Raw genomic sequence first — 15010 nt, 5'->3', positions numbered from 1 at the left:
TTCTTATTACTGATGGGAGAGTCAACCACCATGAAGGCCACAACTATTGGTATTGATCTGGCAATACATCTCTAACATGGAGCCCAATGAACAGCACGCAAACTATTTTTGTCGTGGTCAAGAAATATTGCTTTATCAGTACGGAAAGGCTAAAAATTAATGTAGGAAGCGGCCAGATGGCCGTTTCCTTCTTATCCCGTTGGTAAATTACCAGTCACAAACTCAGCCCAAGCATCCATCATCGGATGCCGCTGGTCCAGCAAGTCAGTCCTGTGGTATGCAGCCTCTACCTTATTTTTCACGGTGTGCGCTAATGCTCGTTCTGCGAGATCCCGTACATACCCATTTTCGCTACACCAGTCCCTAAAGCTGGAACGAAAGCCGTGAGCCGTTGCCAGACGACCAGGGGTAGAACTTGCAGCGTTTATCCGTCGCAAAAATGTTGTCAGCACCATATCTGATAGTGGGACTTGATCTCGTGGTGAAGGGAAGACCAATTCATCATGCAACCCCTGCAATTCCATCAGGATCTCGACCGCTCGAAGAGATAACGGGACGCGATGCATTTGTTTGGCCTTCATTCGTTCTGCTGGCAAGGTCCAGATCTTTGCTTCCAGATCTACCTCTGACCATTTCATTGCTCGCACTTCACCTGAGCGGCAAGCCGTCAGGATCAAGAACTCCAGCATTAAGCGGGTGACATCATAACGTTGTGCGGTCCTCAAGTGCTGCTGAACAAAGGCGGGAATGTCACGCCAGGGCATGGCAGGTTGATGCTCTGTACGCACGGCTTTACTGGGTTGTAGTGGAAGCAAGTGATTCACCACATCAACTGGATTTGCTTGGCAGTGACCGTGCGCCCAGCCCCAAGCCATGACCGCATGCAACCGCTGTTTCACACGGCTGGCAGTTTCAGGGATCGCCAACCAGATCGGCATTAAGACCTCAGCGATCTGCGCAGGAGTGATGGCAGAGATTGAGTACTGGCCAATCATGGGGAATGCATACTGCTCGAGCGTCGAGATCCACTGTTTGCCGTGTTTGGGATTTTTCCATCCAGGTAGCAGTTTGGAATGAACTTCCCTGGCAGCAGCCTCGAAAGTTGGGATGGAGGGTTTGCTCTCTTCCGCACGTTTGAGTTCGAGTGGGTCAAGGCCATTGGCGAGTTGCTCTCGCATCTTCTGTCCTTGCTTGGTGGCATCGGCGATGGATATCTCTGGGTAAGAGCCTAATCCCGCATTTCTGCGTTTTCCGGTCACTGGGCTAACATAGCGAAGCACCCAGTTGCCACGGCCTTTTGCTGTTGACGGATGTAGTGCAAGGCCTGTTACGCCACCATGTGGAATTACTTTGTCACCTGGCTTGAGATTACGCGCTTTGGTATCGGTAAGAAGTGCCATAGGGAAGATTCCTTGAGAATGTGGCATGCCATGGACTATGCCATCCATTGTGCCATTTAGTACGGGATAGAGTCATTTGCAGTCGGACGATGTTGGTCTAATTTGTCTGTAAGATGCTGATTGTAATTAGATATGTAGGATGTGACTGGTTTTGGCTGGACTTAATTCAGGCGGTCTGTCTCTCCGCCACATACCGAGCCCAACCTGTTGAACAGGTTGGGCTTTTTTGTTTGTGTTATTTCCTGACATCCCATCCAGGGTGTCATTAAGTCTTGGCTGACATGGTATTCAGATGAACGGCCCCCGATACGTTCCGTTAGCCCCCCTTTGAGCTCAACTGGCGATCGATTTAGCCTGTGAGGTGAACAGAACGAACACGAGGCGCCCTTGGACCTGCGTGTTAAACGGCGACCTCGTCATTTAACCACTCCTGATTCATCGTCTCGGTATCTCCCAGATAATCGAGTACCCAGGCCATGGCAAGGGAATGTTTGTCCTGGTTCCAGGCGACGTAGGATGGGCTGGAGATGAATTGTCGTTGTAGATTCAGGGCAACCAGCTCGCCTTGTTGGATCAGTGGCTGTACCAGATGTGTCGGCGCCATCCCCACGCATAAGCTTTCGCGCAAACAATCCAGGGCCGAGGCCCAGTTAGGCACCACCAATCGACGCTGGTTGTCCAGGGCCCATGTTTCGTGAGCGGGAACATTGCGCGAGGAGTCGTGTATGCACAATGACGGGTAGCACCGCAGTTGGTCGTCATTGAGCGGACTGTTCAACGAGGCTAGCGGGTGCCGGGGGCTGACGACACACAACCAGTTCAGCTGGCCCATGTCGCGGAAACTGTAGCGACTGGCTATCGGCACGGCACTATTGACTCCGATCACCATGTCGGCGCTCTCATCGGCAATTGCTTCCCACACACTGCTGAACTCTTCATAGCCAAGCAGCAACTCCACATCGGTGAACTGCCGATAGAAGTCCAACACCAGTTGCTGGCAGCGTTTTTGTTTGACGATGGAGCTGACCGTCACTTTTAACTGCCCGCTCCAGCCGTTGGCGACTTGCTGACAGAGGTGGCGGGTGTTGAGCATATTTTTCATCACTTCCCGCGTTTGCTCAATGAACAGCTTGCCAGCGGGGGTTAACTCCACGTCGCGATGACGCCGGATGAACAGTGGTACTGCCAGCCACTGTTCCAGTTGTCGCACTGTGTAGCTGACCGCCGAAGGCACACGGTGCAGTTCCTGAGCGGCAGCACTGAAACTGCCATGCCGAGCCACGGAGCTGACGACATCCAATGAATATTCAGACCACATTTTTGAATTCAAAAAAATTGATACATGCCTTCATTTATTACCGCTTCACACAAATAAATCAATAAATATAATGGCTGCCGCTAACAAAATATTTGTTTTTATTGGAGTGTTGAATGAATAAAACCTTTGGCTTCACCGGCTACCTGATTGGATTGAGTATGCTCGGCTATCTGGGCATGGATATGTACTTGCCTGCGTTTGGGGTCATGGGTCAGCAGTTGCAGATTTCGGCTGGCGCCGTCGGCATCAGCTTGAGCATTTTCCTTGCAGGCTTTGCCGTGGGTCAGTTGCTATGGGGACCGCTCTCGGATCGCATTGGACGCAAGCCCGTTCTGCTCATCGGCTTGAGTTTGTTTGTGCTCGGTTGTCTGGGCATGTTTTGGGTCCAGAGTGCACCTCAGTTATGGGCGCTGCGGTTTATCCAGGCGATTGGCGTCTGTTCCGCTGCCGTCAGTTGGCAAGCGCTGGTGATCGACCGTTATGCGGCAGATAAGGCCCATCGGGTGTTTGCCGGTATCATCCCCCTGATGTCTCTATCACCTGCGTTGGCGCCATTACTCGGTGCCCACGTATCGGAGCTGTGGGGGTGGCGGGCAATCTTCGCGGTGTTGCTGGGTATTTCGCTGTTATTGCTGTTACTGACATTCGGTCTTAAATCGCCGTCAAAACGCCTGGGCACTGACAAAGCACCATCCCGGTTGAGTTATGGGCATTTGCTGACCTCGCGGGTATTCACCGGTAACGTGATGATTTATGCTGCAAGCTCTGCTGGTTTCTTCGCTTGGCTGACCGCATCGCCTTTTATCCTTGGCGATATGGGTTATAGCCCCAGTGATATTGGTTTGAGCTATGTGCCGCCTACAATCGCATTTTTAGTCGGTGGCTTCAGTTGCCGTAGCGCCTTGCAACATTTTCATGGCAAGACCATGTTGCCTTGGTTATTGCTGGCGTATTGCCTCTGTATGGTGGCGTTGTATGTTGTTGCCACGTTCACCGAGCCAACTCTCTTTAGCTTGCTGATCCCGTTCAGCCTGATTGCGCTGATCAATGCCGCCATGTATCCGATCGTGATGACGAATGCGCTGATGCCATTTGTGGAAAACTCTGGCAAGGCGGCTGCGTTGCAAAATGCGCTGCAATTGGGGCTGTGCTTTCTGAGCAGTCTGCTGGTATCGTCAATGCTTGAACAGCCGCTACTGATCACCGCGATCGTGATGTTGGCGACCGCACCGTTGGCGCTGTTGGGCTATTGGTTGGCGCGGCCGAAGCGTGGTGAGCAACTAAAGGTAGCCCCGGTTTTGTGAGCAAAATAGTAGCGGTGAGCGGATTGGTTGGGCGTTAACCCACGATTGTTGCCATAAGGCCAGCCTTCGGTGTCTTGCTGGCAGGGGGGCATGGCCTGCGACGCACAGCCACTCCCTGTCAGAACTTAATGAGAAACAGATAATTAAACGGTCGACCCCCTAACGTCAGGAGATAACCATGATAGCCGCGAATGTGATGACTACTTCACCCGTTACCGTCAATGAAAATACCCCTGTTTTTGAGGTTGTGGACTTGATTCTCAATTTGAAAATAAGTGGATTACCTGTACTCGACAGTGACGGGACAATGGTCGGTATTGTCACTGAGGGCGATCTGCTGCGTCGACGTGAGCTGGGAACAGAAATAAAACGACCGTACTGGAAAGAGCTCTTGTTCAGTCCTGGCAGGCTTGCCAGGGACTACGTCCAAAGCCATGCCAGTTATGCCGGGGAGATTATGACTGCGAATCCGTTAACGGTCAGCCCGGAGGCGCCACTGGATGAGGTCATCAGCTTGATGGAAAACCATAATATCAAGCGGTTGCCCGTCGTGAAGGCCGATCAGTTAGTAGGCATTGTCACCCGAGTCGATATTTTAAAGGCGCTCCACACTATCTGGGTACGCGACCGCGATAACGAAAGTGCAGATAAAAAAAAGATCGATGATGAATCTATAAAAAATGAAATTATTGAGCGTGTACAAAGTCAGCCATGGGCACCCAAGAGCAATATCAGGATCACTGTCAATAATGGTGTGGTAGATATCGATGGCGTTATTTGGGATGAAAATATAAGAGCTGCCTTGATTACGCTGATAGAAGAGGTGACTGGCAATGGTGATATCCATGATCACCTTGTTTTTATAGAACCAATAACAGGGTTTTGTATTGCCAAACAGGATTGATGCCGCCCACGTGTGGATGGCGAGTCTTGCTGATAATTGGGCTGAGAATCTGTTTGTCTTAATAGGATTGTCGGCACCAAGGCGCTATGTTTTAGCGGGTGATTGCTGGACATTCGCTGCGGGGCCGTGGAGTTCGAGTCGGTAGAACAGCAGGTGCTGGCGAAAGACCACTATGCAGGCCTGCCTGTGGCAATTAGCCAGCAAGACAATTTTGAACGAAACTCGGAATGCACTGTTTAACCGCATCGTATAATTCGATGTGTTCAAATACACCTGACCAAAAAACACGCTGCATATTTTGAGGTGCCGATAATGAATTGATTTTATTTAATGCTAGAGGTTCCAACAGGATAGAAATGAATGCTGCCCCATGTCTAAGAAATCATTCCTAATTGCGTGTCACCCTCTATTTTACGGGTTTAAAAACTTAGAACCTATCCCAAAAGGAGTTGTCAGATAAAAATAATGTTGTGTGACAATTTCTGGCTTGGCCAGATAACGTTCGTTTGACGGACAATCGACTTAATACCAAAACAGGTAGTTGGTCAGGGTCAAAAGGTGTATTGGGTCGAATTAGTGCCATACGAAAAGCCTTTCTGTCCTTTTTTTGATATTTATTGTCCTACTTATTACAACAAGGGATTGACGCTTGCTCTACAATATAAAAAATAATTTATGGGGGTATTGCACCAATGAATTACAAGTCACCGCCGCTATGGCTAGTTGTCGGATTAATGATGTTGCCTCAGATTGTGGAGACTATATAGCCCCGTGTTAACTCATATTTCAAGCCAGTTTGAGGTCAGTGAGGGACAAGCCTCTCAAACTTTGTCAGTATATTTCTTGGCGTTTGCTGTGGGGGGTATTTGGGGGGCGAGTGTGCGACAAGATAAGTCGTAGACCTGCAATGCTATGTGGTCTTTTAACCTAGGCATCAGATTCTCTTTTTGCATTATTAGTTAATGATTTTGAACTTTGTTGCTGGCGAGAGTTATATCTGCTTTTGGTGCTGCAGTTGGCTCTGTGATAACTCAGACAATGTTAAGAGATAGCTACGAAGAATCTGAAGCCATGAAAAACACAGATTTTAAAGCGCACTGTTGGGTGGTAGAGAGAACTCACAGTTGGATGAATCGCTTCCATCGTGTGCTGACTCGCTGGGAGAAGAAAGTCGAGAATTATGAAGCGATGCTGCATTTCGCTTGCGGCATTATTGTGTGGAACAAAACCCTATTGGGATAGGCTCTTAGTGGAGATTCATCGTGGTGAAACAGCATGATGTTGGAGAAGATTATTAACGTAATTTGATGGTGTGGCTGAAGCATCCCATTGGCAGTAGGTCATATCTAAAAGAAAGAACAGTAAACAGTGTTATTTGATGCGCTGTTATTACTTGAATGCGTGACGGCTTTTTTGCAAGGCATATTCAGTTAAGGAAAATCATGCTGAGCACTAAGGAAGTGAGCTACGGGGCCTGAATCCCCTGATAACGAGGATTCGATTATTAGAATAATCACCCGATACAGGCCATATGTAAATCGCTCGCCTCCACAATATGAACCTCGCATGGCCAGCCGCTTAAAATAGCAAATCTACCGACGGATAATATCAATGACCTACCCAGAAAGATGGCAACAAGCGACCCCGACTCGTTCAGTTTCTTATATCCAGCCAGGAGGAGCATCCCGGGAGTCTGCGATGACCGACGACGCCCGGTCAGCTCTCATCGTCGAGGGCGGGGCCATGCGAGGCATCTTTGCATGTGGTGTTCTCGATGCCTTCATCGAGAGTGGTTATTTCCCTTTTGATTTTGCCATCGGTGTCTCGGCCGGCGCGACAGCCCTGCTCTCCTACCTGAGCGGGCAGACCCGTCGTAGTCACCACATTATTACCGAGCTTGCCTGCAGCTCTCATTTCCTCGACCCGTTGCGCTTCGTCAAGGGCGGCGATCTGGTGGATATCAACTGGTTGTGGCGTACCAGTTGCCACCGTTTCCCGCTCGATGTAGATACCTTCCGTGAGCGCGCGATCCCCTTCTATGCGGTGACCACCGATGTAGAGACGGGCTGTGCTGCCTACTTGCCGGTACGTCACGATAATATGGGTGAGGTGCTGACGGCCACTTGCGCCTTGCCCGTGGTGCAGCATGAAACCCCCTGTGTCGAAGGTCGCCCCATGGCGGATGGCGGCCTCAGCGACTCCATCCCGGTGATCGAAGCCTATCGCCGCGGAGCCCGCCAGCTGATGGTCATCCTGTCCGAGCCATGGGGATATAGAAAGAAGCCAGCGCGCTTCTGCTGGATGGTGAGATCCTTGCTAAAGACTCAGCCCGCGCTAGCCAACGCCATGTTGAGGCGAGCGTATCACTATAACCGAGCCCTCGACTTCATCGCCAATCCTCCTGCTGATTGCAAGATTGAGGTGATAGCACCCCCCGGCGGCTTTGCGGTATCTCGTTTCACCAAGGATCCGGCCAAGCTCGAAGCCGGTTACCTGCAGGGTTATTGGCAGGGATATCAGAGTGTGCTTCAGGCGAGATAACATATCCCTGACTCAATACAGCTGCATATATTTTCAGGAGTTATCCATCATGAGCCTGGTGACATGACTCATGTGTTCAGAGATCGCTGCGCGAAAAATAATATCACTTTGGTAAAATCGTATCAGAGTGAGTTGTTTGCGCTGTATCAGTTTTCATAAACATTACGCCATTGCATGCAGAACGTTGTTTGTGGGGAATGGCCCATTATTTGCAGTTTGAAAATAATGGGATATTCATTCGGGAGGCGTAATGTCTGCAAGTTTTTATATCATCGTGATCTACATGGGGGTGATGATCCTGATCGGTGCGACGGTATCACGGCGAAAAGTAAAGAACAGCAAGGATTTTTTGCTGGCTGGCCGCTCCCTGGGACCATGGATGATGGCAGGCACGCTGGCTGCTACTGAGATCGGGGGCGGAAGTACTCTCGGTGTGGCCGCAAAAGCCTATGGCGAATGGGGGCTATCAGCGGGTTGGTATGTGGTGTGTGCAGGGATTGGTGTGTTTAGTGTTTCTTTTATTGCACCACGACTTCGAGCGGCGATGGCCACTACGGTTCCTGAAATTCTCCGACGTCGTTATGGGCGCCCGACCCATATCATTAGCAGTGCCCTATCGATTGGTGCATTATTTCTGGCCACTGCAGCCCAGATTACCGCATGTGCCAGTGTTATTCAGGTCGCCACCGGTTTGGATGCTGCGACAACAGTCATTATGGTGGCGTGTGTGGTGACAGCCTATACCATGCTGGGTGGCCTGATGGCGATTGCATTTACCGATATTGTGCATATTTTGGTGATCACGGTGGGGATGGCAATTGCTTTACCCGTTATTGTGCATAATGCCGGAGGGTGGGATTTTATTGTTGAGAGCCTTCCTGCCCAGCAGATGTCGATGACCAATATTGGCTGGAGCAATATTATCGGTTTGACTCTGCTCTATTTCATGACCTTTTCGACCGGGCAAGAGGCCGTCCAGCGTTATTTTGCCGCCAAAGATAGTCGCACTGCCAGAAAAGGCTCATTTATGTGTGCGTTGCTGATGGCTTGCTACGGGTTTATTCCTGCGATGATTGGTCTGGTTGCGTTGGCTCATTTCCCCGGGATTGAGCCAAATACGGCGATGCCGACTGCTGCACAAGCATTTGCTCCGACCCTGTTGGCCGGATTGGTGATGGCGGGCGTGGTGGCTGCGACCATGTCTTCGGCATCGGGCAATATGATAGCGGTGGGCACTATGGTGATGCAGGATGTTTATCTCACTTATGTAAATCCAAATGCGCCCGATCAAGCCAAATTACGGTTGAGCAAGGTGGTCATTGTGTGTCTGGGCGTATGTGGCATGGCCATCGCATTGGGCGGTTTTTCCATTATTGGTCTGATGATCTCTGCGTTTACTCTGCGCTCTGCCGGTCCTTTTGCGGCATTTGTGATAGGGCTGTTTTACCGTAATGCGACGGTTAATGGTGGGCTTTGGTCGATCGTGATTGGTTCCGTCGCCGGAATGGGATGGCAGCTGGCGGGTGAGCCTTACGGGGTGATGTCGATCATCTTTGGTGCCGGACTTTCAGTGCTCTCCTTTTTTACCATCTCTATCATTGAACGCCGCTTGGGACGCCCGGCGGCCCCCCCTGCCATTGCTGCATATCAGCAGGACAATGATGAGCAGATGGCCGTGGTCGTATCCCCAGAGTCGGTGGCCAAGTGATGACGACAACGTTGATCTGCGGCGCCAATGTGGTTGATGGGTCGGGTGCCGCCCCCTATTTGGCCGATGTGTTGATTGTGAATGGGCGTATTGAGGCGATAGCCCAGGGTATCGAAGCGCCCAACGTTGAGCGGGTTGAGGCCGCGGGTGCTTATTTGACCCCAGGGTTTATCGACGTTCACAGCCATACGGATCTGGCGCCATTTATCGACGATGGCTTTTTGCCAAAAGCGCGTCAGGGGGTGAGCAGTGAACTCTGCGGTGTCTGTGGCCTGGGGGTCGCGCCTTTATCGAGAGATTTGCATCGGGGATGGCAAAATCACTACATCATCGGTGGCAAACAGGAGCTTTGGCCCTGGCAGAGTTATGCAGAGTATTGCTGCAGGCTACGGGAGAAAGGGCTGGCATTGAATCTGGGGCCGCTGCTACCCCATGGGGTGCTGCGCTATCAACTCTGTCAGGAGAGCCAGCAGCCGATGAACGGCATGCAGCTCAAACAACTGGCAGCACTGGCGGATGAGGCGCTGGATGTGGGGGCACTGGCTATCAGTCTCGGGCTTATTTACTATCCGGCGCTGTTTAGTCGAATGGATGAGCTGAAAGTATTGGCGGCACGCGCCAGTGCATACGGGCGGCCACTGGTGGTGCATCTGCGCAGTGAAAGCGATGAAATCTTGCAGGCACTGCAGGAGCTGATCGACCTATGTGAGGCTTGCCAGTGTCGACTGCATATCTCCCACCTGAAACTCATTGGTCAGCGCAATGCAACTCATCTTGCCGAGCTGTTAAAGCGAATTGAGCGTCATCAGCTGAGCTTTGACAGTTATCCGTATCATTACGGCAGCACGACCCTGATGTCCTTGTTGCCTCCCGAACTGCTGGTTGGTGAAACACGGCAAAGTTTGTTCGCAAAACTCGATCAACCCTCAACACGTAGTGAACTTCGCCTGTGGTATCAAGAGCATATTCGTCCTGGTCCTCAAAGTGCCTGGGATAATTTGCCCGCGCTGGTGGGGTGGCACAATATCCTGATCACTGCGGTGGCCGATGTGTCTGCCGAACGATATCTGGGGTTGAGTCTGGCGCAATGTGCCGAGTTGGAGCAGCAGCATCCAGTGGATTTCATGGTGGATCTGCTGATTGCCCAGCAAGGTCAGGTGCGGTTTATCGACTATTACATGGATGAGGCACTGGTTGGCGCCATACTCGCCCATCCACAGGGAATGGTAGGCAGTGACACCCTGTTGGGGGGACGGCTTCATCCTCGGGTATGCGGCAGTTTCGCCCGGATTATTCATCAATTTGTGCAAAAGGAGCGTTTGTTAACGTTGCCTCAGGCGATCCGCAAGATGACCGGGTTGAGTGCTGAAACATTCGGTATTAAGGGGCGGGGGCTGATACGCCCCGGATATGCTGCGGATCTGGCCCTGTTTGGTCATGATTTTCGTGACCATGCAACGATTGAATCACCCGGATCATATGCCAGCGGGTTACAGGGATTGTGGGTCAATGGGGCGCGTCTGGTGACAGAAGATCGTTTTGATTCAGATTGTAGTGCGGGTGTGGTGCTGTCAGGCAGTGATGGGTCGTAGCGATATGGCATCGCTGATGAGCAAGATGGGGCAATGTGTGGCGGAAACGCGTCCATTTGGCGCACTTTTGGCCATTTTTGCAGCGGGAAGTTGAAAGCGTTTTCAGAAATCCTTTTCAACTGTGATCCGCTTCAAAGCTTTTTCGGGCATCAACCTCTAGCATTGGCTCCACGAATTAGGGGCTAGCGCTCCCGATTTTCCCGCTGTGGGAGGTAACCGGATTATCCGGCTATTTCCTTCGTTACTTTCGACGGTCATCATGGATGGCCGTTTTTTTTTGAGTTATTTCACGGTAAAGGGTCGAGCCGCTGGCGCTTTACCGTTAAAATTCCGCTTTTGCACTTGCCCGTGAGTCTTGATGTCTGCATCCACCCTCTCTTCGGATAGTTATGCCCTGCTCGCCACCTTGCAATTGCAGCGTGTCGCCAGTACCCGTTTGCTGCAAGAACAACTGGCTATGGGCCATGCCCTGATCGATAAACTGACCCGACTGCAGGATGCGGGGCTGGTCAGATTGCGCGGGGAGCAGCAGTGGAGCCTGACCGCCGAGGGGACGCTGGCGCTGATCCTGGGGGTGCGTGCCGGTCTGTGCCCTGCGCCGGACTGGAGCCGGGTGCCCTCGTTGACCGGGCAGGATCTCACCCATGCGGTAGTGCGCGAGCTCTGCCGCGGTAAGGCGGGGGAGATCCCGACCTATTTCTCGGCCAGCGATCTGCTGACCCTGCTCGACACCCCGGATGCTCACCAGCTGCTGGCGGGCTCCAGCCCCGCCTGGCAGCAACTGCTGCTGGAGCACTTCTCGCTGCAACTCTTGCTTGATGCCCCCTATGAAGAGCGCTGGCCGTTGGCCAATGCGCTGGTGCGCTGCGCCCCCGAGGTGCAGGCCCGGGCCAAAGATTTCGCGGCGGAGTGGCGCTGGCTCTGCGGGGATGGTGAGAGCACATCGCCAACCGGTGAGGGTAACGACACCGTGCCCGGCTGGCCAGCCCTACAGGCGCTGGCCCAGCAGCGCCAGAGCGGCCCGCTCGGCGAGCGACTGCTCACCGCGCTGGGCCAGTGGCAGGCGGCCGATGAGGGCGAGGCGGGCCAGTGGCCCCGTACATTCAGCGCCCTGCTCTGGCTTGGCTGGTTGCAGCAGGCCGATCCCGTCATTGCCAGCGAACAGCGCAAGAAGTGGCAGCGCAGCCTGACTGGCCAGTTCCCCCTGCTTGCCGACTTGCTCAGTCAGTGGGCGGGCGATCGCCACGGTCAGGCGGTCGGCCTGTTCGATACCCTGCAACTGCCGGTGGAGGAACTCCACTGGGGCTACCTCTGGCTTGACCTCTGCGCGCTGGCCCGTCACGGTGCCCAGAGCCCGCAGGTGGCCATGCTGCACAAGTGGGATCTCACCCATCTGCTCGATGCCGAGCCCCATCATCGCCTGATGGCGTTTTGTCAGGATCTGCTGCGCATCTTGTTGGGTGAGGCGGCCAAAGGGGCACCCCTTTGCCAGCTGCGCGGCAGTGAGGAGAGTGCGCAAGAGAGCAGTGACGAGCAGGATGATGAAGGGGACGAGGATAAAACCGCAGCCTCGGCCAGCTGGCTCAACTGGTTGCAGGGATTGGGACGCTCCAGCGGCGTACGCAAGCCGCAGGAGCGGCTGGTGTGGCTGCTCCATGCCGATGGCCCCGAGCTGGAGTGCAAGATCCAGAAGCTCAGCACCAAGGGGGAGTGGACCGCCGGTCGTCGGGTCGATCCGGCCCTGCTCTCCACCCAGTATGCCGCCATGCTCGATGAGCATGACTGGGCGCTGGTCCGCACCCTGCCACGGGTGATGGGGCGGTTGCCGCGGGATGTCTGGGCGCCGCTGGCCGATCACCCCCGCTTGTTCAACGCCAAGGGGCAAAAGCTGCAACTGGCCATCAGCGCCCCTCTGCTGCAGGTGGTCGCCACCGAACAGGGGATGAGTGCGCAGCTCTGCCCCGATGCGGCCGCCCGCGGGGCCCATATCATGCCGCTGGCGCAGGATCTGTGGCAGCTGATCCTCACTCCGCAGCCGCTGCTCGACCGTTTGCCTGCGCTCGAATCCATTCCGCTGCTGCCCGCCGAAGGGCTGGCTGAGCTGCAACGCACGCTGGACGCCATTCCCGAGCTGCCCTGGCACAGTCAGGTCGAGGGGCTTAGGGGCAACGCCGAACTGGCTCCCTGGCCTGGTATTCCTTCGGTGCAACTGGATTGGCAGGATAGTCAGCTGTCGGTCAAGCTGGTGACCCGCTTTGACGATTTGCCGCCCCAGCCCCTTGGCAAGGGGGAGCCCATCGTGCGGCAGGGGATCAAGGCGTACCACTACTGGCAACGGGATCTCGCCGCCGAGAAGCTGCAGGCACAGTTGCTGCGCAATCAATTGCCCATCGGCCTGCCCGGCAGCGAGTGGCTGCTGCAGGGGGAGCAGGCGCTGGCGCTGGTCAATGCCCTGCCCGAGCTGGTGGATGCCGGCGTGGTCATTCACTGGCATCAGGACAGCGCTCGCCTCAAGAGCCTTGATGAAGCGGCCCTGAGTCTGCGCATCGAGCGGCGCCAGGACTGGTTCCAGGTCGAAGGGGCGCTGGCGCTCGATGAGCACCAGATCCTCGACCTGCGCCTGATTTTGCGCCAGATGACCCCGGGCCAGCGCACCGTGCAGCTCGACGAGAAGACCAGCCTGATGCTGAGCGACAAGCTGGTGGAGCGACTCACCATGCTGGGGGCCATGCTCGATGAAGAGCAGCGCATTAACAACAAGCTGGCCTATCCGCTCACCCGTCTGCTCTCGGTCATTACCACCGAAGGGGATGCGGCGTGGCAATCGTTGCAGCAGGAGTGGCAGCAGGAGGTCGAGTGCCCGGACGAGCTGCTCACCTCGCTGCGTGACTATCAGAAAGAGGGGGTGCGCTGGCTGGCAACCCTGGCCCATCACGGTTTTGGCGCCTGTCTGGCCGATGACATGGGTCTGGGCAAGACGCTGCAGGCGCTCATCGTGCTGCGGATGCGCCAGCACCTTGGCCCGGCGCTGGTCGTGGTGCCCAAGTCAGTGGTCACCAACTGGCAGGAGGAGGTCGCCCGTTTCGCCCCCGAGCTGGATGTGGTGGTGTTCGAGAACCCCGCCGAGCGGGAGGGGATCATTCGCGAGGCCAAGGCCGGTCAGGTGATCCTCATCAACTACGGCATGCTGGGCAGTCTGGCGGAGGCGCTCAAGGCGCGCCGCTGGTCCTCCATGGTGCTCGATGAGGCGCAGCAGATCAAAAACGCCGGCACCCAGCGCGCCAAGCTGCTGTTCCAGCTGGACGGCGATTTTCGTCTCGCTCTCTCCGGTACCCCCATCGAGAACCATCTGGGTGAGTTGTGGAGCCTGTTTACCTTTATCAACCCGGGGCTGCTTGGCAGCCTTGGCGAGTTCAAGCGCCGCTTTGGCAAGGCGGTCAAGGATCCTCAGCACATGGCGCTGCTGCGGGCGGTGATCAGCCCCTTCATCCTGCGTCGCCTCAAGCAGCAGGTGCTGACCGAGCTGCCGGACAAGACCGAGATCATCCACCACATCAGCCTCTCCCCCGAAGAGCGTCAGCTCTACGAGGCGACTCGGCGCGAAGTGGTGCAGCAGGTGCAAAGCGCTGATGGTCGCGCCCTGATGCATGTGCTGAGCGGCCTGACCCGGCTGCGCCGTCTCTGCTGTTCGCCGGAGCTGGTGATGCCCGAGTGGTCGCAGACCAGCAGCAAGCTGGACGAGGCGATGGCGCTGCTGGAAGAGGCGATCGACGGTGGTCATCGGGTGCTGGTGTTCAGTCAGTTCGTCGACTTGCTGAGCCTGCTGCGCGCCCGCATCGAACAGAAATCCTGGGATTACTGCTATCTGGATGGTGGCTGCTCCGCCAAGTCCCGTCAGGACTCCATCCTGCGGTTTCGTCATGAAGCGGTGCCGCTGTTCCTCATCAGCCTCAAGGCGGGGGGCACCGGCCTCAACTTGACCCAGGCCGATACCGTGCTGCACCTCGATCCCTGGTGGAACCCGGCGGTGGAAGATCAGGCGAGCGATCGGGCGCACCGGATGGGGCAGACCCAGCCGGTGACCGTGTACCGACTGGTGTGCGAGCAGACGGTGGAGGAGAAGATCGTCGCCCTGCACGACGAGAAGCGGGCGTTGGCCGATGGCCTGCTGAGCGGCCAGTCCGAGGTGCGCGGGCTGGATGTGGAGAGCCTGCGGGCCCTGCTGATGGGCTGATTGACGGCA

8 protein-coding genes and 2 pseudogenes are annotated in these 15010 nt (G+C 54.8%); 8 read left to right on the top strand and 2 right to left on the bottom strand.

Annotation, left to right across the window (positions count from 1 at the left end):
- Positions 1 to 191: 191 nt before the first annotated feature.
- Together ACE1BR_RS01290 and punR are read right to left on the bottom strand one after the other, a co-directional pair.
- Complete coding sequence (locus ACE1BR_RS01290; RefSeq protein ID WP_374866888.1) at positions 192 to 1400, bottom strand: tyrosine-type recombinase/integrase; 1209 nt, start codon at positions 1398 to 1400, stop codon at positions 192 to 194.
- Positions 1401 to 1800: 400 nt separating this feature from the next.
- Positions 1801 to 2718, bottom strand: coding sequence for a DNA-binding transcriptional activator PunR (gene punR, locus ACE1BR_RS01285; RefSeq protein ID WP_374866886.1), 918 nt, complete (start codon positions 2716 to 2718; stop codon positions 1801 to 1803).
- A gap of 113 nt (positions 2719 to 2831) precedes the next feature.
- On the opposite strand from punR, the gene punC reads away from it, so the two are divergent.
- From punC to ACE1BR_RS01245, 8 genes and pseudogenes are all read left to right on the top strand, one after another.
- Positions 2832 to 4022 carry a purine nucleoside transporter PunC gene (punC, locus tag ACE1BR_RS01280; protein WP_374866884.1) on the top strand — a complete coding sequence of 397 codons (1191 nt, stop codon included), beginning with the start codon at positions 2832 to 2834 and terminating at the stop codon, positions 4020 to 4022.
- A 178-nt stretch (positions 4023 to 4200) separates the two neighbouring features.
- On the top strand, positions 4201 to 4926 hold the full coding sequence (locus tag ACE1BR_RS01275; protein ID WP_374866882.1) for a CBS domain-containing protein: 726 nt from the start codon (positions 4201 to 4203) through the stop codon (positions 4924 to 4926).
- Between the two features lie 692 nt (positions 4927 to 5618).
- A pseudogene (locus tag ACE1BR_RS01270) lies at positions 5619 to 5994 on the top strand (MFS transporter); the annotation flags it as partial.
- Positions 5995 to 6006: 12 nt separating this feature from the next.
- Positions 6007 to 6168 (top strand): annotated as a pseudogene (locus ACE1BR_RS01265) (IS5/IS1182 family transposase); the annotation flags it as partial.
- A 456-nt stretch (positions 6169 to 6624) separates the two neighbouring features.
- The gene (locus tag ACE1BR_RS01260; protein ID WP_374866880.1) at positions 6625 to 7467 is read left to right on the top strand and encodes a patatin family protein; all 843 of its coding nucleotides are present in this window, start codon (positions 6625 to 6627) and stop codon (positions 7465 to 7467) included.
- A 250-nt stretch (positions 7468 to 7717) separates the two neighbouring features.
- Entirely contained in the window at positions 7718 to 9175 is a 1458-nt protein-coding gene (locus ACE1BR_RS01255; RefSeq protein ID WP_374866878.1) for a sodium:solute symporter, read from the top strand.
- Positions 9175 to 10767, top strand: coding sequence for an amidohydrolase family protein (locus ACE1BR_RS01250; RefSeq protein ID WP_374866876.1), 1593 nt, complete (start codon positions 9175 to 9177; stop codon positions 10765 to 10767). The genes ACE1BR_RS01255 and ACE1BR_RS01250 overlap by 1 nt, the downstream gene beginning before the upstream one ends.
- A 358-nt stretch (positions 10768 to 11125) precedes the next feature.
- Entirely contained in the window at positions 11126 to 15001 is a 3876-nt protein-coding gene (locus tag ACE1BR_RS01245; protein ID WP_374866874.1) for an SNF2-related protein, read from the top strand.
- Positions 15002 to 15010 lie beyond the last annotated feature (9 nt).

The sequence above is a fragment of the Aeromonas sp. MdU4 genome, from assembly GCF_041929505.1.
Lineage (GTDB): Bacteria > Pseudomonadota > Gammaproteobacteria > Enterobacterales > Aeromonadaceae > Aeromonas.
The sequence above is the reverse complement of the archived record's forward strand: the minus strand, read 5'-3'. Positions and strand labels throughout refer to the sequence as shown.